Source organism: Halopseudomonas pelagia (genome assembly GCF_009497895.1).
Taxonomy (GTDB): domain Bacteria; phylum Pseudomonadota; class Gammaproteobacteria; order Pseudomonadales; family Pseudomonadaceae; genus Halopseudomonas; species Halopseudomonas pelagia_A.
Window position 1 is genome coordinate 331,115 of record NZ_CP033116.1, and the last position, 24,252, is coordinate 355,366.

Sequence of the window (24,252 nt, forward strand, 5' to 3'; positions counted from 1 at the left end):
ACAGGAGCAAAAGCACAAAGCAGGCCATGTTTTCTTTATTGTTTTTAATCAATGACTTGCTATATTTTTATGCTTTAGATCAGACCAAATAGTCCGAATTAGAGCACTTGGTTTGTGCACGCTGGTCCGAATCAGGGCATATTTCAATTATTGAGTTGCAGGGCAGGTCAGGGGGTAGAATGCGCACACCAAGGAATGAGGCCGACAACCCAGTGAGCAAACAGATACAGCGTCCCGGCGTACCCGCCAAGAAGCCCAAGGCCCTCAGCCGGGTGCCCAGCGAAGCGACGTTGAAACGGCGCCAGCGGCAGATGGAAACCAAACGCAGCGCGATCATGGAAGCCGCCCTGGATATTTTCTCGCGTTATGGTTTGCATGGCACAAGCCTGGATCAGGTCGCCAGCCAGGCGGATGTATCCAAAACCAACCTGCTCTATTACTTCACCTCCAAAGAGGAGCTGTACATCAATGTACTGCGACAGTTAATGGAGGTGTGGCTGCGACCTCTCCAGGCGTTCAGCGTCGAGCAGGATCCGGTCGAAGCCATCGGCGACTATCTCCAGGTCAAACTGGAGTTATCGCGCGACCACCCAGCCGAGTCGCGGCTGTTCTGTCTCGAAGTCATCCAGGGCGCCCCATTGCTGCTCAATGAGTTGCGCTCATCGCTGCGCGACATCGTTGAGTCCAAGGTATCGGTGATCAATGCCTGGGTCGCGGAAGGCAAGCTGGCTCCCATTGAGCCGCACCACCTGATCTTTTCGCTCTGGGCTACCACCCAGCATTATGCTGATTTCCGTGTGCAGGTAGAGGCGGTATCCGGGCGCACGCTGGATGATCCGGAATTCTTCGCCGAAACCCTGGCCAATCTCAAGCTATTGGTATTGCAGGGTATCTGTCCGCGCTCCTGACAGCGGCTCCGAGTACGCCCTGTTTTTGGGCCGCACGCACAAACCAGGTGCTCTGAATCAGACCATTTGATCAAATTTAAGCGATCGCAAATCCTCAACCCGCTGTAATTCAATAAAAAAGTGTTATTGGCATAGTTGCTGCAATTGTTTTCTCCGTTCGAGAAGGCGTGGGCGATCACAAGTCGCCCACTCATTCTTCAATCAAGGTGAGCCGCTGAGTCGACTCCCAGGATTCAGTCGGAGGATACAATCGTATGACGCTTCAATATGTTCCCATCATCGATCTTGGTCCCTATTTCGGCGGCACCGCCGAGGGCAAGGCCGCTGTGGCCAAGGCAGTCAACCAGGCATGCCGCGATATCGGCTTCCTGGTCATCACTCAACATCAGATCCCGGCCGAGCTGGTCGAGCGCGTCAGCCAGCTGACCAGCCAGTTTTTTGATCTGCCGATGGAAGAAAAGCGCAAGGCCAACAGGCCGCGCCCGGACATGGTGCGCGGTTACAGCGCCGTCGCGGAGGAAAGCCTTTCCTATTCCATGGAAGAGGCCGCGCCGGGTGATCTGAAGGAATCCTTTTCCATCGGCCCGCATGACGTGCCTGATGAAGACTACTATAGCGAAGCCATGGCCGGGCCGCATTTCGCCCCCAATGTATGGCCCACGGCACTGCCCGGCTTCGAGGCGGCCTACGCCGAGTATTTCGACGCCATGGGCGATCTGTCACGCAGCCTGATGCGCATCTTTGCGCTGGCGCTGGATCTGCCCGAGCAGTTCTTTGACGACAAGATCGACAAGCACATCAGCATGTTCCGCAGCCTGCGTTACCCACACCTCAAGGACGGCATTGAAGACGGCCAGCTGCGCGCTGGCGCGCACACCGATTACGGCAGTCTGACCATCGTCAAACCCGACGGAGCGCTGGGCGGCTTGCAGGTACGCAACCGTAGCGGAGAGTGGGTCGACGTGCCCTACGTCGAAGACGGTTTCGTGGTCAACATCGGCGATCTAATGATGCAGTGGACCAACGACCAGTGGATCTCGACACTGCACCGCGTGATCAATCCACCGGAAGATATTGCCGGCGACCATCAGCGCCAATCACTGGTGTTCTTTCACCAGCCCAATTACGACGTCATGGTCGAGTGCTTGCCAAGTTGCCTGGGAGACGACCAGACACCACGTTATGCACCAGTCACGTCGGGCGATCATCTGAAATCGAAGTTCGTCCGCCAGACCACCTTCGGCGGCAGCAAGGTGGCATGAGATGAGCAAACTTTCCTACGTAAACATTTTCGCCGCGGACATCGAAGCCTTGAGCGGATTCTACCAGCGGGTATTCGGCTTCCCGGAAGTGGAAGCCATTCGCTCGCCAATTTTTCGCGGTCTGGATGCGGGTACCTGTTGCATCGGCTTTAACGCGCCGGATGCCTATGAACTGCTGTATCTTTCAGAGCATGCAGAGACCAGCGGCTGCAAGTTTCTACTGAATATTGATGTAGACAGCCCGCAGGAGGTCGACCGCATGGTGCCAATTGCCTGTGAGGCTGGCGCGAGCCTGATCAAGGCGCCCTATACCACTTACTACAACTGGTATCAGGCGGTTCTGCTGGATCCGGAAGGCAACGTGTTTCGGATCAATCACATGCTTTAACCATCGCTATTCCCCTACGACCTACCGCAAGAAGGATTTTGGCAATGAAGAAACTGCTCACCGGCACCTTGTGTGCCATGGCCGCGTGCGGCCTGATGGCCTCAGCATCTGCGCAAGAAGACGCGGGTTTCACGCTCAAGGACCCGGCAAAAATCGCCATGCTCTACATCAGTCCGCGCAATGATGGCGGCTGGACTCAGGCTTTTGATGAAGCGCGTATTCGTCTGGAATCCGAACTGGACCAGAAAATCCAGTATGTGGAGAGCGTACCGGAAACCGCTTCGGCTATTCGTCCCACGGTCGAGCGGCTGATTCAGCGCGGAGCCAACATCATTATCGGCACCGCCTTTGGCTATTCCGACACCTTCAAGGAACTGGCCGACAAGTACCCCGACGTCGCGTTCATGAACGGATCGGGCACCACCAATTCCGACAATCTTCAGTCCTTCTACGGTCGCACCTACGAAAGCCAGTATCTGTGCGGCATGGCAGCCGGTGCGGCCTCCAAAACCGGCAAGTTGGGTTTTGTCGCGGCCAACCCCTTCGGCCAGGTCAACTGGACCGTCAACGCCTTCGCCATGGGCGCCCAGGAAATCAATCCGGACGCCACCGTCACCGTGATCTACACCGGCGCCTGGAATGATCCGATGAAAGAGCGCGCCGCCGCTACTGCATTGATTGACCAGGGCGCTGACGTCATCGGCCAGCACGTTGACAGCCCCACACCGCAGATTGTTGCGCAGGAGCGCGGCGTGTATGGCACAGGGCACCACCGCGACATGAGCGAGTTCGCCTCCGAAGCCAGCGTGTGTTCCTCGGTCTGGGTCTGGGATCGCTTTCTCGCCGACGAACTGAAGCGCGTAATGGCTGGCAACTGGAAGCCCGCTGAGAACGGCGCGCTGCTGTCCATGGAGCAGGGCGGCACTGATGTAGCCTGCTGTGGCGACGCCGTAAGCGAAGAGGATGAAAGCAAGATCATGGCCGCCCGCGAGGAATTGCTCAAAGGAGAGAAGCTGATATACGCCGGCCCGCTCTCTGACCGCAACGGCGAAGAAAAAGCCGCGGCCGGAGAGACTCTCTCTGACGCCGATCTGTGGTCAATGGACTGGTTCATCAAGGGAGTGATTACCCAGCAATGAGCCATACCAATGCGATCCAACTTGACGCCGTCAGCAAGTCGTTTGACGGCTTCAAAGCGCTTTCCGAGGCATCCTTTGTTGCCTGCTGGGGTGAGGTGCATGCCCTGCTGGGTGAGAATGGCGCTGGCAAGTCATCATTGATGAACATTGCCGCAGGGCTGTATGCACCGGAGACCGGATCGCTGCTCATCAATGACAATCTGGTACGTTTGAAGGGGCCACTGGACGCATCGAGCCAAGGGATTGGCATGGTGCATCAGCACTTCAAACTGGTTAAACCCTTCAGGGTTGCGGAAAACATACTGCTGGGCCTGCGCACCGACCAGGCCCTCAGTTACCGCAAACGTCTGCAGCAAACCGCCGAGCAGATCAAGGCCACCGCGGCCAAGCTGGGCTTCAGTATCGATCCATTTGCGCGGGTCGATCAGTTGTCGGTAGCCGAACAGCAACGCGTCGAGATTCTCAAGGTCCTGCTCGCCGGCGCACGCATTCTTATTCTGGACGAACCAACAGCAGTACTCACCGATGCGGAAGCGGAAAAGCTGCTGACCACGGTAAAGAATTTCGCTCATCAGGAAGGCGCAGCCGTCATCCTGGTGACGCACAAGATGAATGATGTAATGCGCTACGCCGACCAGGTAACGGTCATGCGCGGTGGGCGCACAGTAGCCAGCCTCAAGCCTCAATCGGTCACGGTTGGCGAGCTGGTCAAACTCACGGTGGGTGATGCGCCAACACCACCGCAAGTTCCCGCCAGCCGCGCCGCTGGCGAGGTCAAGCTGCAGGTCCAGGACCTGCACTCCAGCGGCTCGAGCTCAACGGCTTTGCGGGGCGTGAACCTGAGTCTGCGGGCGGGAGAAATCTATGGTATCGCCGGGGTTGGCGGCAACGGTCAAAGTGAGCTGGCCAACGCGCTCATGAGTCTGCCAGAGCCGGTCACCGGCGAAATACGGCTGACCGGCGAAGGCGATATTCGCATGCTGTCACCCGCCCGCCGCCGCCAGCTGGGAATTGCCTGCATTCCGGCAGATCGCTACTCCGCAGCCCTGGCTGCACCCCTGTCGATCAGTGACAACTTTGCCCTCGGCGAAATTCACAGTGGCCGCTACGGGCCTTTCTGGTTTTTGCGCCGCGGCCGTATCGACGCCGACACCGCTGCTGCGGTTCGCGAATTTGACGTGCAGGGCGTGCGCTCGTTGCAGCAGAAGGCGGCGCTGCTGTCCGGCGGCAACGCACAGAAGCTGGTCATCGCGCGCGAATTCAATCGCCAGCCACAACTGGTCATCGTCCATAGCCCCAGCCGCGGCCTGGACGTGCGTGCCACTTTGGCGGTGCACGAACGGCTGCGCAGTGCTCGCGATGCTGGTGCAGCAGTGCTGCTGATCAGTGAAGATCTGGATGAAGTGATGGCGCTGGCAGATCGCATAGGCGTGATGTCAGCGGGACGTATTATCGGTGAGTTTGCCCAACCGGCAGACCGCCAGGCAATAGGCCAGGCCATGGTGAACCATGTTTGACGCGACGAATTTTCAACCCCTGCTGGCACGCAGGTACACCCTCGAAGTACGTCAGCAGATGGCCTGGTACTGGCAGGCGCTGACCATCGCCCTGGCGCTGCTGGTCGGTCTGCTGATTTCCGCAGCCATTCTGGTCGCCGCCGGCGTGCCGGCGGGCGAGCTGCTCAACGAGTTTGTCATTCTGACCCTGTTTGACAGTCAGAGTCTGCGTGCCGTGCTGTTTCAGGCGGCGCCGCTGATCATGGTCGGGCTCGCGGGTTGCCTGGCTTTCCGCGCCCGTTTCTGGAATCTGGGACTGGAAGGACAGATGATCTGGGGCGCCATCGGTGCCACCGCTATCTCGCTGTTCGAGGTCGGGCCGCCGTCGCTGCGCCTGCCGCTGATGATGCTCTGCGCCGTACTTTGCGGTCTGCTCTGGGCGCTGGCACCGGCGTTGCTGAAATTGCATCTGAAGGTCAACGAAATCATCTCGACTTTGATGCTCAACTACATCGCCCTCAACTTTCTGCTGCATCTGGTCTATGGCAGTTGGAAAGACCCCCGCGACTCCTTTCCCTACTCGCCGCAATACCGAGCATTCGAGCGTCTGCCAGAGCTGTTTGACGGCTTCAGCGTGGCAGTATTGCTGGCCATGCTGGTGGCGCTGTTTGTGCTCTGGTTCACCGGTGTTTCCCGTGCCGGGCTGTACCTGCGCTTCGTGGACAACAGTCCCGGCGTGGCACGGGCGGTGGGGGTGCCGGTGAAACGGGTGATCCTCGGGACCGTGCTCTTGTCTGGAGCGCTGGCGGGCCTGGCCGGTTTCATGGTTACGGCAGGCCAGGAGGGTCGATTGACCAACTCCTTTTACGTCGGCTACGGCTTCTCCGGCATTCTGATCGCCTTTCTGGCGCGCAATCAGCCGATTGCGGCCAGCGTGGTGGCGTTGCTGGTAGCCACGCTGTTTGTCGCCGGCCGCAGTCTGCAAGTGTTCTACCAGATCCCCTTTTCCATGGTGCAACTGATCCAGGCGATTCTGGTGATCTGCGTGGCATCCTCGGAATTTTTCATTCGACACCGTATTCGCCGCATTCAGGGAGGGCTGGGCTGATGAGCATGATCGCAAGCTGGATCGGCAATATCCCCGATTTCGCCGTGCCCTTCGCGCTGGCTGCGTTGGGCCTGATTCTGATGGAACGCAGCGGCGTACTGGCGCTAGGTGCAGAGGGCCTGCTTCTGGTCGGCGCTCTCGCAGGCGTAGGGGCATCCCTGGTGACCGGCGGCGCCACCATCTGGGCGCTGATCATCGCCATGGGCGCTGCCGCACTGGTATCGCAACTGTTCGCGCTGATGGTACTGGTCATGCGCATCAACCAGGTGATCGCGGGGCTGGCGCTGGTGTTTTTCTGTCAAGGCCTGACCGGGCTGCTCGGTACTCTGATGGATTGGACCAACAGGCCGGTGTCGGGCTTGAGTTCGTACGCGCTGTGGCCGCTGTCGGAACTGCCCGTGGTGGGCAAATTCTTTATCCAGAATCCGATAGTGTACCTGACGCCGATCATCTTCCTGCTGGTGGTCTGGATACTCACTCGCACGGTACTGGGCCTGCGTCTGCGCGCCGTCGGCGAGAACCCCCAAGCCGCCGATGCTGCCGGGATTCCGGTCCTGGCTTACCGCTGCATGGCTATTGCCGCAGGCTCGGCGCTGATCGGTCTGGCGGGGGCCTACATTTCGGTACTGAGCACCAAGATGTGGATTGCCGATATGGCGGGTGGGCGCGGCTGGATCGCGGTAGCGCTGGTCATCTTCGCTCGCTGGTCGCCATGGAAAGCGCTGGCCGGCGCGCTGCTGTTCGGCTGCATTGAGGCGTTGATTCCGCAGATGGCCGCCTCGGGTATCCGCCTTCCACAGTACTTTGTTTTCATGACGCCCTATGCCGTCACTCTCGGCGTCATGATCTGGGTGGCCATTGTCAGCCGCGACAATAGCAGCCAACCGGGTGCACTGGGCGAACCCTTCATTCGCGAGGAGCGCCGCTAACCGGTGCTCTTCGCTCTGATTACCGACAACAGGATATTTGCATGCAAGGTGTAGCTTTGATTACCGGAGCGAGCTCCGGTTTTGGCGCCGCCAGCGCGCGCCATTTGGCCGCGCACGGCTGGCCTTTGATTATCTGCGGCCGCCGCCGGGAACGTCTCGACGCGCTGGCCACCGAACTGGCGCCCCTAACCCCGGTACTGGCGTTGGAGCTGGATGTCCGCGACGCCGCGGCGGTCAAGCGCGCTATCGACGAGTTGCCCGCGCAGTTTGTCGGCATTCAGCTGCTGGTCAACAACGCCGGGCTGGCACTGGCCCCAGGTCCCGCACAAACGGTGGCGCTGAGTGACTGGCATACCATGATCGATACCAATATCACTGGGCTGGTCAACGTCACCCACGCGCTGCTACCGCGTTTGATAGCCTGGGGAGCGGGGGCGAGCATCATCAACATTGGCTCGACCGCGTCTGGCAATCCCTATCCTGGCAGTCACGTCTACGGCGCCAGCAAGGCTTTCGTCCAGCAGTTTTCCTTCAATCTGCGCTGTGATCTGCAGGGCACCGGTGTGCGGGTGACCGACCTGTCTCCCGGCATTGCTGAAACCGAGTTCAGCCTGGTACGCAACGCCGGCAACGAGGGCGCGGCGGAGGCGGTCTACCGCAATACCACCCCGCTCACTGCTGACGACGTCGCCGAGCAGGTCGCGTATATCGCTGCATTGCCTGCACACATGAATATCAATCGCATGGAAGTGGTGCCGGTATGCCAGGCCTGGGGGCCTTACGCAATACACCGGGAGATGAGCGCCTGAAGTGAATGTCGCTCAGGCCCCGACTCAAGATGGGCTTCCCATGTTCAATCAAAGTGCATGACGGCAACAAACCGCTGCAATCCGGTGCAGGAATTTACTGACCAAATGATCAGGAAATAGAAAACAGGCGCTCTTGGCCATATGGCACGGTGCTTGCTCTATACGAAATATTGATTAACTGGTCAGAAAATTACAACCATCTGGAGTAAGCCTCATGCGTTATAGAAAAAAGCCGGCGGCTGCCGCCAACAAGAGTACCCTCTCGGCCGTCGCTGGCCTGCTGCTGGCCGGCATCGCTGCCGCCCCTTCGGCAAGTGCCCAGGAACTTGATCGCGTCACCTTTGGCACCAACTGGTATGCCCAGGCCGAACATGGCGGTTTTTACCAGGCTCAGGCCACCGGGATTTATGAAAAGTACGGTCTGAACGTATCCATCCAGATGGGCGGCCCGCAGGTTAACGGCATGCAGTTGCTGGTGGCCGGGCGTCGTGATTTCTCCATGGGCTACCCCATCGGCAACATCAAGGCGCGCGAAGAAGGCCTGCCGGTCAAGACCGTCGCTGCTTCGTTTCAGGGCGACCCGCAAGCGCTGATCGCTCACCCGAACGTCACCTCCATCGAGCAGATCAAGGAAGAGAACCTGCCGGTTTATATTGCGTCCTTTGCCCATACCACTTTCTGGCCCTGGCTGAAGGCCGAATACGGCTTTACTGACGATATGACCCGCCCGTACACCTTCAGTGTTGCGCCGTTCATGGCCGACCCCAAGATCGTCCAGCAGGGTTACCTGTCATCCGAGCCCTACGCCATCAAGCAGGGCGGTATCGAGCCCTCGGTGTTCCTGCTGGCTGATTACGGCTATCCGGCCTACGCCACCACGATCGAAACCACTGACAAGATGATCGAGGAAAACCCCGATCTGGTGCGCCGCTTTGTGCAGGCGAGCATGGAAGGCTGGGCCAGCTACCTTGCTGATCCGGCACCGGGTAATGAACTGATCAAGAAAGAAAATCCGCAGATGACCGATGAGCAGATCGCCTACGGCATCGAGAAGATGAAGGAGCACGGCCTGGTCACCGGTGGTGATGCCGAGACCGGCGGTATTGGCGTGATGACTGATGAACGCTGGAAGGCTCTGCACGATTTCATGCTCAAAGCTGAGCTGATCTCTTCCGACCTGGATATCCATGATGCTTACACCCTGGAATTCCTGCCTGAAGAGCCGGTGCTCCAGTAACGGCCACGCTCAATCCTTCCTGTCTTCAGCCTGAGTCTATCTATCGAGTGGGTGAGCCTGCGCCAGCAGGTCACCCCAGGAGCCACAGCATGAATGTTTCACCCATCACACCGGGTAACTCCGCTACGACGCCGGACCCGGCCTCCAGCACGCCAGCCGATGCTACCCAGACGAGCCGCCCGGTACTGCAGGTCAGCGACGTCAACAAGATTTACGCCAACGGCACCGTGGCGCTCAAGGGCGCTGACCTGACCGTGCGGCAGGGCGAGTTTGTCAGCCTGCTTGGGCCTTCTGGCTGCGGCAAAAGCACTTTGCTGCGGATCATGGCCGGGCTCGGCGATGTAACCAGCGGCACGGTGAACTGGTGGGAGCATGACTACAACGTGATCGGCGACAAGGGTCGCAAGCTGGCATTCGTGTTCCAGAACGCCACGCTGATGCCCTGGGCACGGGTGCGCAAGAATGTGCGCCTGCCACTGGACCTGGAGGGTGACGCCAGTACCGACATTGAAGGCCGCATCGACCGCGCTCTCGAAATGGTCGGCCTCACCGGTTTTGACAATGCCTTCCCGCGCGAGCTGTCTGGCGGCATGCAGATGCGTGCCTCCATCGCCCGCGCGATGATCACCGAGCCCAACCTGCTGCTGATGGACGAGCCCTTCGGCGCACTCGACGAGATGACCCGCAACAAGCTCAACGACGACGTTCTCAAGCTCTGGCAAAAGAACGGCTGGACCATCGTCTTTGTCACCCACAGCGTGTACGAGGCCGTGTACCTGTCCAGCCGCGTAGTAGTGATGGCAGCTCGACCCGGGCGCATTGTCGAGGATATCCGTATCGACGAACCCTATCCGCGCAGTGCTGATTTTCGCGTGTCGTCCGAATTCGCCGGCTATTGCCGCCAGGTTTCCAAGGCACTCGAGCGTGCTAGCGCCATGGGCGCTTCAGCGTCACAGGAGGCTCACTGATGAGCACGCCACTGATTCAGAACGAGAACTTCGTCAAGATCGCCGCGCCTCTGGCCGTGGGCCTGCTCTTTCTGCTGCTCTGGGAAGCGGCCGTGGTCGCCATGGAAGTGCCGCGCTATATTCTCCCAGGCCCTTCGGCCATCTTCGATTCGCTGGTTACCGATTGGCGTGTACTGCTGGCGGCACTGATGATCACGCTGAAAGTCACCTTCATGGCCTTTGCCATCTCCGTGATACTCGGCGTGGCCGCATCGCTGCTGTTCGTGCAGAGCAAATGGATCGAGTTGAGCCTGTTCCCGTACGCAGTACTGATGCAGGTAACACCGGTGGTGGCCATCGCGCCGCTGATCATTATCTGGATTGACGACACCACCTGGGCGCTGACCGTGTGCGCGGTGATCATCGCCATCTTCCCGATCATCTCCAACACCACTCTGGGCCTGCGCAGCGTGGATCCGAATCTGCTGAGCATGTTTCGCATGTACCGCAGCAGCCGCTGGCAGGAGCTGATTCGCCTGCGCATCCCCGGCGCACTGCCGTATTTCTTCGGCGGGCTGCGCATCAGCAGCGGCCTGGCGCTGATTGGCGCGGTGGTCGCGGAGTTTGTCGCCGGTACCGGCGGGGCCAAGGCCGGGCTGGCCTACATGATCCTGCAGTCGGGCTATAACCTGCAGATTCCACGCATGTTTGCCGCACTGGCACTGATCACCCTGACCGGCATCGCGCTGTTCGCGCTGATGGTCTGGCTATCAGACCGGGCCCTACGCAACTGGCACGAAAGCGCACTGAAAGTGGAGCATTGAGCATGCGCAAGGCCGGTCCTGGGCCAGCTAACTCGCAGTACGCCTGGGGTCTTGGCTATCTGCTGCTGGCAGCTACTGCGCTGGGCTGGGGGCTGAACTTTCCGATCCTCAAGCTGGGTCTGGAAAACAGCCCGCCGCTGCTGTTCACCAGTCTGCGCATGGCACTGGGCACGCTGACGATGTTTATTGTCGCCGCGGCCATGGGCATATTGCGCTGGCCAGCGCGGGGCGATTGGCCGGTGCTGTTCTCGGTCGGCGTGCTGCAGAACATGGCATTTATCTCGCTGGTGACCATGGGATTGCAGTATCTGCCGGCAGGCCGCGCTGCGATTCTGGCTTACACAACACCCATCTGGGTAGTACCGGCAGCGGCGCTGTTTCTGGGCGAGCGCTTTACCTTGCCCCGAGCCATCGGCGTGGGCCTGGGTATGGCCGGGCTGATGGTCATACTCAACCCGCTATCCCTGACCTGGGATAACCCTGATGTGCTGCTCGGCGCCGGATTGATCATGCTCGGTACGCTGGTCTGGACCGCCGGACTGATTCACGTTCGCCGTCACCATTGGCACGGCGAAGTGCTCTCGCTGATTCCCTGGCAACTGCTGATGTCGGTACTGGTACTCACGCCCATCGCGCTGCTGGTAGAAGACCCGAGTGAGATTATCTGGGACACCACTTTTCTCTGGCCACTGTTGTTCAGCGGCACCGTCGCCTCCGGGCTTTGTGTGGCCGCTCAGGTGGCTGCGATCAGATCCCTGCCGGCCGTCAGCCTGTCGCTCAGCTCCGCTTCGGTGCCCGCGGTGGGCCTGCTGTCCGCCGCCTGGTTTCTGGGAGAACGGCCCAGCCAGACCGATCTCATCGGCTTTGTACTGATCGCAGCGGGCATCCTCGTCGTCGGGCTGGCGGATCGTCGTCAAGCCGCTCGCACCCGGGCAGCAACTGCTGGCGAATCGGCCTCGTCCTGAGGCTGGTCGTCAGCCACCTGCGCGGCCTAGCGTCCCTCTCTGCACTTCACCCGTGCGTCAACCACCAGCCTGCACCATTTTTGCGCACGACCTTGCCTTCCGGGCCCCAGCAAAACGGCGCCTGGGCATGGCAACGTGCTTGCGGCCCCTGACTTGCAGGCTTTTTGCCCAGAGCGACGCCGGTTGCGAAAGATGGCCCACATTTTGCTCCTTCAAGTAAAAACCTGCCTAACTGGTCAGGATATTTGACCGACAGAATTACCTACCCCGGAGAGAGACACATGTTGAAGAACACGTTCAAGGTTCTGGCGATCACCCTCGCCATCGCAGGCAGCGGTCTGGCCACTGCAGCAGACAAGGTAACCTATCAGCTCGACTGGCTGCCCGGCGGTGACAAGGCGCCGGTTTACGTCGGTATCCAGCAGGGCTTTTTTGCCGATGAGGATCTGGAGGTCAGCATCGCCAGCGGTCGCGGTTCCACCGATGCCATCACCAAGATTGCCACCGGCCAGGCCGATCTGGGCAGTGCCGACATCGGCGCATTGATGGCCGCTCGCGCACAGGAAGAAGTTCCGGTCAGCGCCATCTACATGATCTTCAACCAGGCGCCGCACGCCTTCTTCATGCTCTCAAGCAGCGATATCGAAAGCATTTCCGATATCCAGGGCAAGAAGGTAGCGACGTCACCCTTCACCTCATCCAACGCATTCTTGCCGCTGGTACTTGAGGAAAACGGCATGCCAGCGGATGCGGTCACCCTGACCAAATCCGACCCCGGCGCACTGGGCCCGATGCTGATCACCGGCAATACCGATGCAATCATCGCTTGGGTTACCAACGTGGCGCTGTTCAAGGACCAGGCCGCCAGCGCTGGCAAGGATATTCGCGTACTGCCCTGGTCGGAAGCTGGCCTGTCGCTGTACAGCTCGGCAGTCGTCGCCAGCGACAAGTTTCTTGAGGAGCGCCCCGATGTAGCCAAGCGCTTTATGAAGGCTTACGCCAAGTCGCTGGAATTCACCATGAACGACCCTGAAGCCGCTGCCCAGGACCTGCATACCATGGTGCCTGAAGTGGACCCAGCCGTAGCCGTGGGCCAGATCAACGACACCAAGGTACTGGTCGACAACGAGATCAGCGAAGCCGACGGCCTGGGCACCATGACCCCAGAACGCGTCGCCAGCACATGGGAGTGGGTAGCCCGCGCCAATGAACTGAGCACCGACTCGCTGGACCCTGAAACCATCATCAACCGCGGCTTCATGCCGGAGTCGAAGTAATATGAGCCAACCCACCGAGCGCGCTTTCGTTCGGATGGATGGCGTCGGACACCGCTATGATCCGGCGCCAGACAGCCCGATGGCCGTGCGTAATATCGATCTGGAAATCCACCGTCACGAATTCGTGGCGGTGGTGGGGCCGTCCGGCTGCGGCAAGTCGACCTTGCTGCGCATGGTATCCGGCCTGCTGCTACCAAGCGAAGGTCAGGTCAGCGTCTTTGGCAAGCCGGTCAGCGGGCCGCGCGATGACGTCGGCATCGTGTTCCAGAAGCCGACCCTGCTGCCCTGGCTGAACGTGCGCAAGAATGTGCTGTTCCCGCTCAAACACAAATACGGTCGTTATGGCCGGGCAGACGAGCAGCGCGCCAACGAGCTATTGGCGATGGCCGGTCTGGACGCCTTTGCCGAGAAAATGCCCGACGAATTGTCCGGCGGCATGCAACAGCGCGTCGGCATCGTCCGCGCACTGCTGCTCAATCCGGACATCCTGTTGATGGACGAACCCTTCTCCGCACTGGATGCCATGACCCGTGAACAGATCGGCTTCGATCTGCTGAAGATCTGGGATGAGCAGCCCAAAACAGTACTCTTCATTACCCACTCGATTTCCGAGGCCGTGCTGCTCTCCGACCGGGTGCTGGTCATGAGCAAGCGCCCTGGCAGCGTGCTCGATCTGATCGACATCGACCTGCCACGGCCGCGCTCACCCGATACCATCAAACTACCCGAGTTCAGCGCGCTGACGGACCGGATCAGAAAACATATTTACGAACCGGCGGCGGCAGCCCAACCGAGTGCGGCCTGAGGTGGCTATGCGCAAGATGATGATGAATGCCTCACCCTGGCTGTTCTTTGCCGGATTGATTGTGCTCTGGGAAGTGGTTTGCCGGGTATTCGAATTGCCAGCCTACGTGCTGCCCGCGCCCAGCGCGATTGGCGCAGCCTTCTTTGAAGTGGAGATGGTCCGCTGGCTGGATCACCTTTGGGCGACCTTGCGTGTGGCGCTGATGGGCTTCGCGCTGTCCATCGTGATCAGCATTCCGCTGGCCATTATCATGATGCGCTCGGAGCTGCTGTCACGCACCCTGTATCCGCTGCTGGTGGTAGTTCAGGCAACGCCGGTAGTTGCCGTGGCGCCGTTGATCATCGTGATGATGGGCTCGGACGATCCCTCACGCGTGCTGATCACCTGCCTGCTGACGTTCTTCCCGCTGGTGGTCTCCACCGCTACCGGCATCAACGAAACGCCGCCGGAACTGATTGAGCTGAGTCGCTCACTGGACGCCCCGCTGCGCCGGGAAACCTGGCAGATCCGCATCCCCTACGCCATTCCGCATATTTTCAGCGGGCTGAAAGTCGCGATCACCCTGGCGATCATCGGTGCCGTGGTCGCGGAGTTCGTCGCGGCAGAGAAGGGCCTTGGCTACTTCATCCAGTTCTCCACCTCGTTCTTCAAGATTCCCCAGGCCTTTGCCGGGTTGTTCTTCCTCGCCGCCGTCAGCCTGTTGCTGTTCAAGTCGGTGCAGTGGACCCAGCAAATCTTCTTCGCCTGGAGCCTGCCGAAGAAAAAATAAACACCACCCATGAATAACAGGACCACGTTGTGAACCCAACCGAGACTGACATTGCCTTCCTGCGCCAGAGTTTTCGCCTCGCCGAAGAAGCTGGCCGCCAGGGAATCCACCCCTTCGCTGCAATCCTGGTCGATGATCAGGGCCAGGTGCTGATGGAGCAGATCAACGCCTTTCTGCCCGACAAAGACATGACCGGCCACGCCGAACGCGTACTGATGACCCGCGCCAGCACCACCTACCCGGCCGAGCTGCTGGCCCGCTGCACCATGTATACCTCCGCCGAACCCTGCGCCATGTGCGCCGGCGCCGCCTACTGGGCGGGTATCGGTCGTGTGGTTTATGGCGCCAGCGAAAAGCGCTTGAAGGAGCTGACCGGCAACCACCCAGAAAACCCCACGCTCGACCTGCCATGCCGCGTCATCTTTGCCGCCGGCCAGCGCAAGGTGGAAGTGATCGGACCCTTGCTGGAAGAAGAGTCCGCGCAAATGCACGTCGGCTTCTGGTAAGGCTGGCAGGCGGACGGCTCAATCCCGTCCGCCACCCTGCGCCTTGAAGCGCGCTGGCGTTACCCCCTGCCAGCGGCGGAAGGCGCGCACAAAAGCATTCTCATCGGAAAACCCCAACTGCTCGGCAATCTCCGCCACGCGTTTGTCCGCCTGCAAGGCATCGCAGGCTATCTGCTGTTGCACGCTTTCGCGCAGACTCTTGAAAGACAACCCCTCTTCAGCCAGCTTGCGATTCAGATGCCGGCCGCTCAATTCCAGTTGTTCAGCGATGCGCTCCTTACCCCAACGCGGATACGTCCGCACCAGTTGCTGCACGCGCGCGCTCAAGCTGTGCTGGCCCAGCTCGGTCAGCGTCTGATCCGCCAACCGGCGCAGGTGATCGCGCAGGGCACTGTTAGCCTGGATCTGCGGCAGCTCCAGTTGCGCGGCGGCAAAACCCAGATGGTTGCAGGGCGCATTGAAATGGACAGGGCAGCCGAGTAGCTGTTCATAATGATCCAGCGGCGCCAAAGGCGCATGCGCAAACCAGATACCGCTGGGTTGAAAGCGCTCACCAGTGGCCCAGCGCGTCAGTTTCAACATGCTCGCCATCACCGCCTCGACCCGCTCAGGCTGACGAATCGACAGGTGTGGTTGATAGTCGATATACACTTGTCCGCTATGCCGATGCAGCTGAAATTCGCCGCCGTCACCAATCACCGGCGCGTACTCGATCAACTCTTCCAGCGCTTCGCCCAGCGTGTCGCAGGTGACCAGCAGCATGCCGACGCTATCCAGATGCCCCACCTGAATCTCCAGCCCCAGACGCAGCCCAGCCAGCGGATCGCCACTGGCAGTGCAAAACGCCTCCCACAATTCATCCTGCCAGCTCAACGGTACCCGCTCGGCGTGGCGAATGCGTTCCGTCAGGTGCACGGGCAGGGTCAAGCCCAGGCGCTCTGCGGCTTGCACGATGGCTTGACCGTAGCGTGGGGTGACACTGTGTTCGGCAGAATCCGTCATGGCCTGAATTGCTGGTCCCTTGTCCCGTTTGGTGCGATACCGCCCGCAGGCGTTCGACTAGACTCGGATCATAACCTTGCACAAAGATGCAGGGAACGTTGATTGACTGCACCAGGCCCATGAAGAGGGAAATGCTGATTCGCACGGAGCTAGACAAGCGCTGTTGCCCACCCGCTGTTTCAGACCGTCGATGACCAGGGATGGTCATCGCCGAGCGAACAGGGATGTACTTGTAGCGCGTCTGGAACAGCGGGTGGGCAATAGCGCCACCACGCAAACCTGGCAATCAGCATTTCCCGAGAGCCCCATGGATGGCTCGTAGCATGTCCGCCCCAGGCTATCCGCAATGACGCGGAAACCTCGGAGCCACCTCAATCAACGTTCCTTAACGCAGAACGCAGACTAGAACCAGAACAAAAAAACAACAAGAGGAAAACACCCATGTACGCCGTCATTGGAGCTGGCCCGATGGGCCTGGCCGCAGCCCGCAACCTGCAGAAGCAGGGCATCGGCTTTACCGGATTGGAACTGCACAACGACGTGGGCGGGCTGTGGGATATCGATAACCCGCACAGCACCATGTACGACACCGCGCACCTGATCTCCTCCAAACGCATGACCGAATTCAGCGAGTTCCCCATGCGCGATTCGGTGGCCTTCTATCCGCACCATAGCGAACTGCGCCAATACTTTCGCGACTTCGCCGAGCACTTCAATCTCAAGGCGCAATACGAATTTGCCACCCGCGTCATCAGCATGGAGCCCGAAGGCGACAGCTGGCGGCTGGTCACCGAGTGCAACGGCGAGCAGCAATCACGCCTGTTCGATGGCGTGCTGATCGCCAACGGCACCCTGCACACGCCGAATATCCCCAAGCTGCCCGGTGAGTTCGCCGGCAAGCTGATGCACTCGTCCGAGTATCGCAGCCCGGCCGTATTCCAGGGTAAGCGCGTGCTGATCGTCGGCTGCGGCAATTCCGGCGCGGACATCGCCGTGGACGCCGTGCACCACGCCACCTCAGTAGATATCAGCCTGCGCCGCGGTTATTACTTCCTGCCCAAATTTCTCAAGGGCCGGCCCATCGACACCCTCGGCGGCAAGTTGAAACTGCCGCGCCCGCTCAAGCAACGCATGGACGCCGCGATGATCCGCATGGTCATCGGCAAGCCGTCCGACTATGGCCTGCCCGATCCCGATTACCGCATGTACGAATCGCACCCGGTGGTCAATTCACTGGTACTGCATCACCTGGGACATGGCGATATCAAACCGCGCCGCGACATCCGCCAGATCGACGGCCACACCGTGACCTTCACCGACGGTGAAAGCGCCGACTATGACCTGATCCTGATGGCCACCGGGTACCTGCTCGATTATCCCTTTATCGACCGCAAGCACCTGAACTGGCCCGCCGGCCACGACGCCCCGCAGCTGTATATGAACGTATTCCATCCCCAGCACGACAACCTGTTCATGATGGGCATGATCGAAGCCGCCGGCCTGGGTTGGGAAGGGCGCAACCAGCAGGCCAAACTGGTCGCGCTGTATATCCGCGAACAACAGCAGGGCAGCGCCGCAGCGAAGGCCTTCAAGCAGATCAAGCAGGAGCGGGCAGGGGTCAATCTGGACGGCGGCTACGAGTACATCAAGCTCGCGCGCATGGCCTATTACGTCAACAAGCACGCCTACCTGCAGGCGCTGAAGACGCATATCGATGAACTCGAGGCGCCACCCGCCGAGCCTGCAGCAGCCAAAGCGGCCCACGCATGAGTGGCGCGTTGCCAATCCAGTTCGACCCGGCGAGTCTGATCCTGCTGAACATCATCATGGCCTGCATGATGTTCGGCGTGTCACTCAGCCTGCGGCTGGAGGATTTCAAACGTATCGCTCTGGCGCCGGTGGCACCCCTGGCGGGCCTGTTCGCCCAGTTTCTGCTGTTGCCGCTGGCCACCTGCCTGTTTACCTGGGCGCTGAGGATTGATGCCGAACTGGCACTGGGGATGATTCTGGTCGCCTCCTGCCCGGGCGGTAGTTTCTCCAACATCATGACCTGGCTGGGCCGGGGCAATGTCGCCGTCTCGGTCAGCATGACCGCCGTCTCCAGCCTGGCGGCCACGGTGCTCACACCGCTAAATTTTGCCTTTTACGGCTGGCTGAACCCGCATACCCGCGAATACCTCACGCAAATCACCCTGGAGCCGGGCGGCATTCTGCTGCTGGTGCTACTGGTACTGGCGCTGCCGCTGGTGTTGGGAATGATCACCGGGCGCAAGCTGCCGGAGCTGGTCGCGCGCAGTGAAAAGCCGCTGCGCATCGCCTCGCTGCTGGTGTTTCTGGGGTTTGTCGGCATCGCTTTTTTTAACAACTTCGGCCTGTTTATCGAGCGCTTTCACAGCTTCTTCTGGCTGGTGGTATTTCACAACCTGCTGGCATTGTCCCTAGGTTACGGCATGGGGTGGCTACTGAAACTGCCGGTGCCCGACCGCCGCGCCGTGACCATGGAAGTCGGCATCCAGAACTCCGGCCTGGGTCTGGTGATCCTCTTCACCTTCTTCCCCGAAGCCGGCGGCATGATGCTGATCACTGCTTTCTGGGGCGTCTGGCATCTGGTTTCCGGTCTCACTCTTTCACAAATCTGGGCGCGTACCGCACATGACTAAACGTATTCTGATCACCGGCGCCGCCGGCTATATCGGCCATCAACTGGGCAACCGGCTGGCCGCCCATTATCACGTGATCGGCACCGACATTCGCGCCCGCGATGATCTGACCTTCCCCGTCCAGGTACTGGATGTACGCTCTGCCAGCCTGGCCGAGCTGCTGAAAGAACAGGGCATCACCCACGTGGTGCACCTGGCCTCGATTCTCCAGGCCTCGAAGGATCGCGCGCGGGATTTCGACATCGACGTCAACGGCACGCGCAATGTGCTGGAATGCTGTATTCAGGCCGGCGTAAAACACCTGACCGTGACCAGCTCCGGTGCCGCATACGGCTACTATGCAGACAACCCCGAATGGATCGACGAACAGGACGCGATTCGCGGCAATCCCGAATTCGCCTACTCCGATCACAAACGGCAGATCGAAGAACTGCTGGCCAGCTATCGCCAGCAGCATCCCGAATTGCAGCAATTGATTTTCCGCCCCGGCACCGTGCTGGGCAAAGACACGCGCAACCAGATTACCGACCTGTTTATGGCGCCGCGCATTCTCGCGCTCAAGGGCAGCGACTCGCCCTTCGTGTTTATCTGGGATGAAGACGTGATCGGCGCTATGGAAATGGGCCTGCGTGAAGACAAGAGCGGCATCTACAATATGGCCGGCGACGGTGCCCTGACCATGGCCGAGATCGCCAAACGCCTGAACAAACCGCTGCTGACCCTGCCCGTATGGCTGGTCAAAGCCGGCCTGCAAATCGCCCAATGGCGCGGCAAACCCACCAGCCCCGCGCAGGTCAACTTTCTGCGCTACCGGCCAGTACTGAGCAATCGACGTTTGAAGGAAGAATTCGGCTACCCGCTCAGCAAAACCTCCGCCGAAACCTTCGAGTATTTTGTTGAGTGCAATCGACTCCGGAGCTAAACGAAGCTGCAAGCATCAGGATGGGATACTCAATCAGGCAGTCAACTGGATGCCTGAAGTTTCCCAATTAACTTACCAGCAGCTCGGTCTGCACTAATCTTGCCGCTTGCAGCTTAAAGCTTGCAACTGGCGACCAAAGGGAGCCCGCCCCATGCGCGTAATTTTGATCACCGGCGCCGCCTCTGGCCTGGGTTGGGCAATGGCCCAACATTGGTTTGCTGCAGGGCACAGCCTGGTGCTGGCCGACATCGATGAAAGCGGCCTGAAGAATCGAGCGGCAGAACTGAATAATCCGGGAAGGGTGCTGACGGTCACCTGCGATATCACCCGTGCCGCGGATATTCATTTTCTGATCGACGAGACCCACGCGCGTTTCGGTCAGCTTGATCTGCTGGTTAACAACGCCGGCATTACTCATCGCTCACCAGCGCACCAGACGGATCCTGCGGTGTTTCGCAAGGTCATGGCGGTGGACTGGCAGGGCCCGGTGGAATTGACCCTGGCCGCATTGCCAATGCTGCGCGAGTCCACCGGACAGATCATTTGCATTGGCTCCATGGCCGGCTGGATGCCAGTCCCCGGCCGTGCTGCATACTGCGCAGCCAAGGCCGCACTCACGCAATTCTTCGAAGTGCTGCGCCTGGAGCTGGAAGCCGACGATATTCATATCCTGATGGCCTACCCCAGCTTTCTCGATACACCCATCGAAAACCACGCCCTGGGCAAGGATGGCAACATCGCCAAACATCCCCGTTCCATGGTCGGCGGCATGCGCAGCGCTCAGTGGATGGCCGAGCTGATCGACACCAGCCTGCAACAGCGCAAACGCTGGATACTGCCCGAGCCGGTATCTCGCTTCGGCGCTCTGCTCTGGCGCATCGCCCCGGCGCTGTATCTGCGACAGGTACGTAAACGCTTTGCCGGTGAGCTGCGCTAAAGCGGACACCGAAGCTGGTAGGAGCCGCGCCTTCGCGCCGAGGCCGGCGCTCCCACAAAACAGCCCGCAGAGGCGACCCAAGGTTGAAATCAGGTTACCCTATCCCGCCCATTCAGCGACCCTACAAACCGAACTCTATGCCATCCATCATGACCTCACCCTGTAAACGGTTTCACCATGCTGCATGATCCCTGGATCTGGGTCGGCGCCTTTATATTATTGGCCTACACGGTTGAAGCCATCACCGGCTTCGGCAGCCTGATCATCGCCCTGTCCCTGGGTGCGCTGCTGTTGCCGCTGTCGCAGCTGATACCGGTAATGATCGCGCTGAATGTGCTGATGAGCGGCTATATGGCCTGGCGCAACCGCCGGCATATTCATTGGCCAACCTTGCTCAAGCTGATACTGCCACTGATGCTAGCCGGCACCCTGGCCGGTTACCTGATGCGCCCCTGGCTCGGCGACCAATTGCTCAAAGCCGCCTTCGGCCTGCTGGTGCTGTGGTTCTCCACCCGCGAACTCTGGCGCATGTACCACAAGCATACGGTGCACCCGCATCCGCCCGTGCTCAGCCGCGTGCTCACCTTCGGCGCCGGCATTACCCACGGCCTGTTCGCCTCCGGCGGCGCCCTGCTGGTCTACGCCATGGCCGGCACCCCACTAAACAAAAGCCACCTGCGCGCCACCCTGCTAAGCACCTGGTTCAGCCTCAATACCTGCCTGTGCGTTATCTTCCTGCTGGACGGCACCCTGGTGCCCGCCCTACCCAGAGTGGTCACCTTTATCCCGCTGCTGGTGATCGGCGCACTGCTCGGGGAGTTCCTGCACCACCGTCTGAATGAACACCGCTTTCGCGTGTTCCTCTACAGCTTGCTGGTGATTTCTGGGACGTTGTTGTTGGGTAAAGCTTTGGTGGATATGTAAGTCAGAGCATTTCCTCGGCCAACTCCATCCAGCACCAGCAGCCTAGGCGCCCAGCTGTAAAAGAAGGTTGGCACCTCGGCAAAAAAAGTATCACTATGCCAGTAACTGCCAAATTGCAGCCCTCTTCGGTGGCAAGGATGCCCGATCTAATTTCTTAAGACATCCAAACCCACCTGCCATTGCTGGCTGGCGTGAGGTGCTGTGTATTCGGCTATAACGTGTTAAATGGCGTGCGGCTGAACGTGCAATCGGTTGTAGGGAGGGAAAATAAGCATATGGCTTTATTCATGAAAGATCGCTGGAGCAGAGGAGTGCTATGTCGCGTATTAACGACGAGTACGATTTAATCACTGTTAGGTGCCAACTTGAGCAAACCACCCCCCGAGCACATGAATAAATGAGACTGATTGATAGCGCTTCAGCTGAGTTTCAACGCTCACCAATTACTGTAGTCACAGGCGCAATCGGCGTGCTAGTAGCCGCTCTGAGCTTAATTCTTGCAGCAGCCCAGTACAAAGTCACACCTGAAGCAATCGGACAAACACGTAGCGACTTAACAACCCAAGCTCTGGAAATCAACCTTGGAAACATTTTTGTAATTGCATCGTACTTTCTATCCTCAACCATTGTCTCGGCAATAATCATTCGAAAAATTGCAAGAAAACACGATGTAGCAGCGCTATTCGCATCAGTCCCGCTAGCAGCACTAGTGAATTTCACGGCTATCCTTCTTATATATCTAGCCCCACCAAGAACACTAAGCCAACAACTTTTCACATCAGCCCACGACTTAATACTTTATGCATCAGGAGCGATATATATAAGCGCCTGCGGAGTAGCAGTACTCAGAGATATGGCAAGCTCCACAGCCAGTAAAAAAAGTGATGAGGAAAGCAAAGGCGGTGAAAGTAGTGAAGGTCTGGGACTATTAATAGTTCCTCTGATTTTACTATTCATTTGGTGTTGGCTGGTTTTTGCTGGGCAAACTAGAATTACGCAAACACTACTCCCCGAAATCACCCATTACATAGAGCGAGAAAAACCCAGTGATGGCAGCTAACAAAGCGCTTATGGTGTGCCCCGGAATCTAAAGCAAGAGGTGCTTCGTGACACAAAACTCAATGTTTATCCATATCGTGCGTCCAGAGCACCCTGACCGGGAGTACGAAGTCCCTGTTTATAGTATTGCTCTAGGGCCTGGAGTAGTGCGATACCTGAAATTTTACGACCTTTTGCACAGTGATTTCGAACTAATAACGAAGGAGATAAATTCTTACGAGGCACCGCCAAAATTTGATATTCCAGACAAGTTTTTTCAAATTGAAATTGAGCAATTAAAGTTCCCAGATGGCGGTGATCCAGATAATGTGGACGGATTGCTTCCGAGCGGATTAAGCTCTTTTACCAACTGTTTAAGGTCATTCCTGATTTCGGAAAATTGGGTTGATGCCTTGGAACAACAAAAGCGTTTATTGTTTTTGTTTTCAAACAACATACCACTTGAAGCCTATTCTGATTTTCATGACAAGCTAGCGCTCAAGCAGTTGAGAGCTGAAGCGTGTATGCAAGCATATGTTGAAACATGTAATGACGACGAGACGCTGGCGATCTCGTATAGCGATGACGCGTCATACTTGATTTTGGGATGTGACAGGCACGTATTTAAAATGAATAACTTTATTAAATCTAGAATGCTTGACATCGAAGCCAAGAAACAGAATTTGAATGCTAAAGAAATAGCAAAGAACGATGCTGAAGAACATGAAAATCTGAAGAGATCAAAATACATAACATATTTGTATTTAATGCAAGATCTAAGAAATGAACTGTATAAGATCGGAAAGAGCAAGCACCCTCAGGTAAGAGAGAGGACGCTACAATCAGAGCAACCTTCGACTGTCTTAAGAATAGCCATCCCTGCCCCTGATTTTGCTGAAAAGCACCTTCATTCCAAGTTCTCTTCCAAGCGTGTAAGGGGTGAATGGTTCGATATTGACGAAGTGGATTTGATTGGAATTGTAGATTATTTAGCTAGGAGTGGTGACATTAAACGAGCCAATGTAGACAATGAATGGCTGGGCAAGGTATATCTTAATTCAAAGCCTTAACGAGTTAGAAAACCGGGGTCAGTTCAGATAAACATTAAAGTGAGAAACCTTTATTGGACCCCACTTTCTTCCATGGCAGAAGATAGCATATGTCGTCGATGGTGAGGTTCAAACAATAAATCGCGCGCCAAAATTTACGCTATCTTTCGCTATCATGAAGCGCATACATCTGATTCAGAGTAACGCTACATCTACATCCAGGAATTCGGGGCCAGAGTAACGTTAAACTTATATCGATTTAAAAACTTCACTCTGACCCCAATTACGTACATGACCCCAATTACCTGCAAGCTAGTATAGTGCAGCTTTATTCCTTTGGATGGACAAGTT

General features: G+C 58.3%; 24 protein-coding genes. 23 read left to right on the top strand and 1 reads right to left on the bottom strand.

The features are described from left to right. The first annotated feature begins 179 nt into the window (after positions 1-179). From rutR to EAO82_RS01615, 16 genes are all read left to right on the top strand, one after another. A complete protein-coding gene (gene rutR, locus EAO82_RS01540; protein ID WP_096345423.1) occupies positions 180-908 on the top strand; it encodes an HTH-type transcriptional regulator RutR in 729 nt (242 codons plus the stop codon). A gap of 254 nt (positions 909-1,162) precedes the next feature. After that, positions 1,163-2,170, top strand: coding sequence for an isopenicillin N synthase family dioxygenase (locus EAO82_RS01545; protein WP_096345424.1), 1,008 nt, complete (start codon positions 1,163-1,165; stop codon positions 2,168-2,170). Position 2,171: 1 nt separating this feature from the next. After that, the gene (locus tag EAO82_RS01550) at positions 2,172-2,558 is read left to right on the top strand and encodes a VOC family protein (protein WP_096345425.1); all 387 of its coding nucleotides are present in this window, start codon (positions 2,172-2,174) and stop codon (positions 2,556-2,558) included. A 44-nt stretch (positions 2,559-2,602) separates the two neighbouring features. Beyond that, the gene (locus tag EAO82_RS01555; RefSeq protein ID WP_096345426.1) at positions 2,603-3,697 is read left to right on the top strand and encodes a BMP family ABC transporter substrate-binding protein; all 1,095 of its coding nucleotides are present in this window, start codon (positions 2,603-2,605) and stop codon (positions 3,695-3,697) included. Further along, positions 3,694-5,214 (top strand): ABC transporter ATP-binding protein, encoded by a 1,521-nt coding sequence (locus tag EAO82_RS01560; RefSeq protein WP_096345427.1) that lies wholly within the window; start codon positions 3,694-3,696, stop codon positions 5,212-5,214. The genes EAO82_RS01555 and EAO82_RS01560 overlap by 4 nt, the downstream gene beginning before the upstream one ends. Then, positions 5,207-6,301: an ABC transporter permease gene (locus EAO82_RS01565; protein WP_096345428.1), complete on the top strand. Its 1,095-nt coding sequence runs from the start codon at positions 5,207-5,209 to the stop codon at positions 6,299-6,301. Before EAO82_RS01560 ends, EAO82_RS01565 begins: the two co-directional genes overlap by 8 nt. Beyond that, positions 6,301-7,230, top strand: coding sequence for an ABC transporter permease (locus tag EAO82_RS01570; RefSeq protein ID WP_096345429.1), 930 nt, complete (start codon positions 6,301-6,303; stop codon positions 7,228-7,230). The genes EAO82_RS01565 and EAO82_RS01570 overlap by 1 nt, the downstream gene beginning before the upstream one ends. Positions 7,231-7,271: 41 nt before the next feature. Beyond that, positions 7,272-8,039 carry an SDR family NAD(P)-dependent oxidoreductase gene (locus EAO82_RS01575; protein ID WP_096345430.1) on the top strand — a complete coding sequence of 256 codons (768 nt, stop codon included), beginning with the start codon at positions 7,272-7,274 and terminating at the stop codon, positions 8,037-8,039. Between the two features lie 214 nt (positions 8,040-8,253). Next, positions 8,254-9,276: an ABC transporter substrate-binding protein gene (locus EAO82_RS01580; protein ID WP_096345431.1), complete on the top strand. Its 1,023-nt coding sequence runs from the start codon at positions 8,254-8,256 to the stop codon at positions 9,274-9,276. Positions 9,277-9,365: 89 nt separating this feature from the next. Further along, complete coding sequence (locus EAO82_RS01585; protein WP_096345432.1) at positions 9,366-10,244, top strand: ABC transporter ATP-binding protein; 879 nt, start codon at positions 9,366-9,368, stop codon at positions 10,242-10,244. Beyond that, entirely contained in the window at positions 10,244-11,047 is an 804-nt protein-coding gene (locus EAO82_RS01590; RefSeq protein ID WP_096345433.1) for an ABC transporter permease, read from the top strand. Before EAO82_RS01585 ends, EAO82_RS01590 begins: the two co-directional genes overlap by 1 nt. Positions 11,048-11,049: 2 nt before the next feature. Beyond that, positions 11,050-12,012, top strand: a complete 963-nt coding sequence (locus tag EAO82_RS01595) for a DMT family transporter (protein WP_096345434.1) — start codon at positions 11,050-11,052, stop codon at positions 12,010-12,012. Positions 12,013-12,293: 281 nt separating this feature from the next. Further along, a complete protein-coding gene (locus EAO82_RS01600) occupies positions 12,294-13,289 on the top strand; it encodes an ABC transporter substrate-binding protein (protein WP_096345435.1) in 996 nt (331 codons plus the stop codon). Position 13,290: 1 nt separating this feature from the next. Then, a complete protein-coding gene (locus EAO82_RS01605; protein ID WP_096345436.1) occupies positions 13,291-14,094 on the top strand; it encodes an ABC transporter ATP-binding protein in 804 nt (267 codons plus the stop codon). A 7-nt stretch (positions 14,095-14,101) separates the two neighbouring features. Beyond that, positions 14,102-14,863 (top strand): ABC transporter permease, encoded by a 762-nt coding sequence (locus EAO82_RS01610; protein WP_096345437.1) that lies wholly within the window; start codon positions 14,102-14,104, stop codon positions 14,861-14,863. 29 nt (positions 14,864-14,892) lie between these two features. Continuing rightward, positions 14,893-15,369 (top strand): nucleoside deaminase, encoded by a 477-nt coding sequence (locus EAO82_RS01615; protein WP_218838563.1) that lies wholly within the window; start codon positions 14,893-14,895, stop codon positions 15,367-15,369. A gap of 18 nt (positions 15,370-15,387) precedes the next feature. On the opposite strand, the gene EAO82_RS01620 is transcribed toward EAO82_RS01615, so the two are convergent. Next, positions 15,388-16,371: an AraC family transcriptional regulator gene (locus EAO82_RS01620; protein ID WP_096345438.1), complete on the bottom strand. Its 984-nt coding sequence runs from the start codon at positions 16,369-16,371 to the stop codon at positions 15,388-15,390. Positions 16,372-16,812: 441 nt separating this feature from the next. On the opposite strand from EAO82_RS01620, the gene EAO82_RS01625 reads away from it, so the two are divergent. The 7 genes from EAO82_RS01625 to EAO82_RS01655 all read left to right on the top strand — a co-directional run bounded on the left by EAO82_RS01625 (position 16,813) and on the right by EAO82_RS01655 (position 23,922). Beyond that, entirely contained in the window at positions 16,813-18,141 is a 1,329-nt protein-coding gene (locus tag EAO82_RS01625; protein WP_096345439.1) for a flavin-containing monooxygenase, read from the top strand. Further along, positions 18,138-19,031, top strand: a complete 894-nt coding sequence (locus EAO82_RS01630; RefSeq protein ID WP_096345440.1) for a bile acid:sodium symporter family protein — start codon at positions 18,138-18,140, stop codon at positions 19,029-19,031. The genes EAO82_RS01625 and EAO82_RS01630 overlap by 4 nt, the downstream gene beginning before the upstream one ends. Then, a complete protein-coding gene (locus tag EAO82_RS01635; RefSeq protein WP_096345441.1) occupies positions 19,024-19,953 on the top strand; it encodes an SDR family oxidoreductase in 930 nt (309 codons plus the stop codon). Before EAO82_RS01630 ends, EAO82_RS01635 begins: the two co-directional genes overlap by 8 nt. A 151-nt stretch (positions 19,954-20,104) precedes the next feature. Beyond that, on the top strand, positions 20,105-20,890 hold the full coding sequence (locus tag EAO82_RS01640; protein WP_096345442.1) for an SDR family oxidoreductase: 786 nt from the start codon (positions 20,105-20,107) through the stop codon (positions 20,888-20,890). 177 nt (positions 20,891-21,067) lie between these two features. Further along, positions 21,068-21,814: a sulfite exporter TauE/SafE family protein gene (locus EAO82_RS01645; protein ID WP_096345443.1), complete on the top strand. Its 747-nt coding sequence runs from the start codon at positions 21,068-21,070 to the stop codon at positions 21,812-21,814. Between the two features lie 397 nt (positions 21,815-22,211). Next, positions 22,212-22,874: a hypothetical protein gene (locus EAO82_RS01650; protein ID WP_143520276.1), complete on the top strand. Its 663-nt coding sequence runs from the start codon at positions 22,212-22,214 to the stop codon at positions 22,872-22,874. A 46-nt stretch (positions 22,875-22,920) separates the two neighbouring features. Beyond that, positions 22,921-23,922, top strand: a complete 1,002-nt coding sequence (locus EAO82_RS01655; RefSeq protein ID WP_143520277.1) for a GIY-YIG nuclease family protein — start codon at positions 22,921-22,923, stop codon at positions 23,920-23,922. Positions 23,923-24,252: the final 330 nt, after the last annotated feature.

Bases quoted from the DNA above. Each gene is read 5' to 3' on its own strand.
- EAO82_RS01605 (WP_096345436.1), top strand. From the start codon at position 13,291: ATGAGCCAACCCACCGAGCGCGCTTTCGTTCGGATGGATGGCGTCGGA.
- EAO82_RS01575 (WP_096345430.1), top strand. From the start codon at position 7,272: ATGCAAGGTGTAGCTTTGATTACCGGAGCGAGCTCCGGTTTTGGCGCC.
- EAO82_RS01545 (WP_096345424.1), top strand. From the start codon at position 1,163: ATGACGCTTCAATATGTTCCCATCATCGATCTTGGTCCCTATTTCGGC.
- EAO82_RS01640 (WP_096345442.1), top strand. From the start codon at position 20,105: ATGCGCGTAATTTTGATCACCGGCGCCGCCTCTGGCCTGGGTTGGGCA.
- EAO82_RS01555 (WP_096345426.1), top strand. From the start codon at position 2,603: ATGAAGAAACTGCTCACCGGCACCTTGTGTGCCATGGCCGCGTGCGGC.
- EAO82_RS01625 (WP_096345439.1), top strand. From the start codon at position 16,813: ATGTACGCCGTCATTGGAGCTGGCCCGATGGGCCTGGCCGCAGCCCGC.
- EAO82_RS01650 (WP_143520276.1), top strand. From the start codon at position 22,212: ATGAGACTGATTGATAGCGCTTCAGCTGAGTTTCAACGCTCACCAATT.
- EAO82_RS01570 (WP_096345429.1), top strand. From the start codon at position 6,301: ATGAGCATGATCGCAAGCTGGATCGGCAATATCCCCGATTTCGCCGTG.
- EAO82_RS01620 (WP_096345438.1), bottom strand. From the start codon at position 16,371: ATGACGGATTCTGCCGAACACAGTGTCACCCCACGCTACGGTCAAGCC.
- EAO82_RS01580 (WP_096345431.1), top strand. From the start codon at position 8,254: ATGCGTTATAGAAAAAAGCCGGCGGCTGCCGCCAACAAGAGTACCCTC.
- rutR (WP_096345423.1), top strand. From the start codon at position 180: ATGCGCACACCAAGGAATGAGGCCGACAACCCAGTGAGCAAACAGATA.
- EAO82_RS01630 (WP_096345440.1), top strand. From the start codon at position 18,138: ATGAGTGGCGCGTTGCCAATCCAGTTCGACCCGGCGAGTCTGATCCTG.
- EAO82_RS01600 (WP_096345435.1), top strand. From the start codon at position 12,294: ATGTTGAAGAACACGTTCAAGGTTCTGGCGATCACCCTCGCCATCGCA.
- EAO82_RS01610 (WP_096345437.1), top strand. From the start codon at position 14,102: ATGCGCAAGATGATGATGAATGCCTCACCCTGGCTGTTCTTTGCCGGA.
- EAO82_RS01585 (WP_096345432.1), top strand. From the start codon at position 9,366: ATGAATGTTTCACCCATCACACCGGGTAACTCCGCTACGACGCCGGAC.
- EAO82_RS01590 (WP_096345433.1), top strand. From the start codon at position 10,244: ATGAGCACGCCACTGATTCAGAACGAGAACTTCGTCAAGATCGCCGCG.
- EAO82_RS01645 (WP_096345443.1), top strand. From the start codon at position 21,068: ATGCTGCATGATCCCTGGATCTGGGTCGGCGCCTTTATATTATTGGCC.
- EAO82_RS01560 (WP_096345427.1), top strand. From the start codon at position 3,694: ATGAGCCATACCAATGCGATCCAACTTGACGCCGTCAGCAAGTCGTTT.
- EAO82_RS01565 (WP_096345428.1), top strand. From the start codon at position 5,207: ATGTTTGACGCGACGAATTTTCAACCCCTGCTGGCACGCAGGTACACC.
- EAO82_RS01635 (WP_096345441.1), top strand. From the start codon at position 19,024: ATGACTAAACGTATTCTGATCACCGGCGCCGCCGGCTATATCGGCCAT.
- EAO82_RS01550 (WP_096345425.1), top strand. From the start codon at position 2,172: ATGAGCAAACTTTCCTACGTAAACATTTTCGCCGCGGACATCGAAGCC.
- EAO82_RS01595 (WP_096345434.1), top strand. From the start codon at position 11,050: ATGCGCAAGGCCGGTCCTGGGCCAGCTAACTCGCAGTACGCCTGGGGT.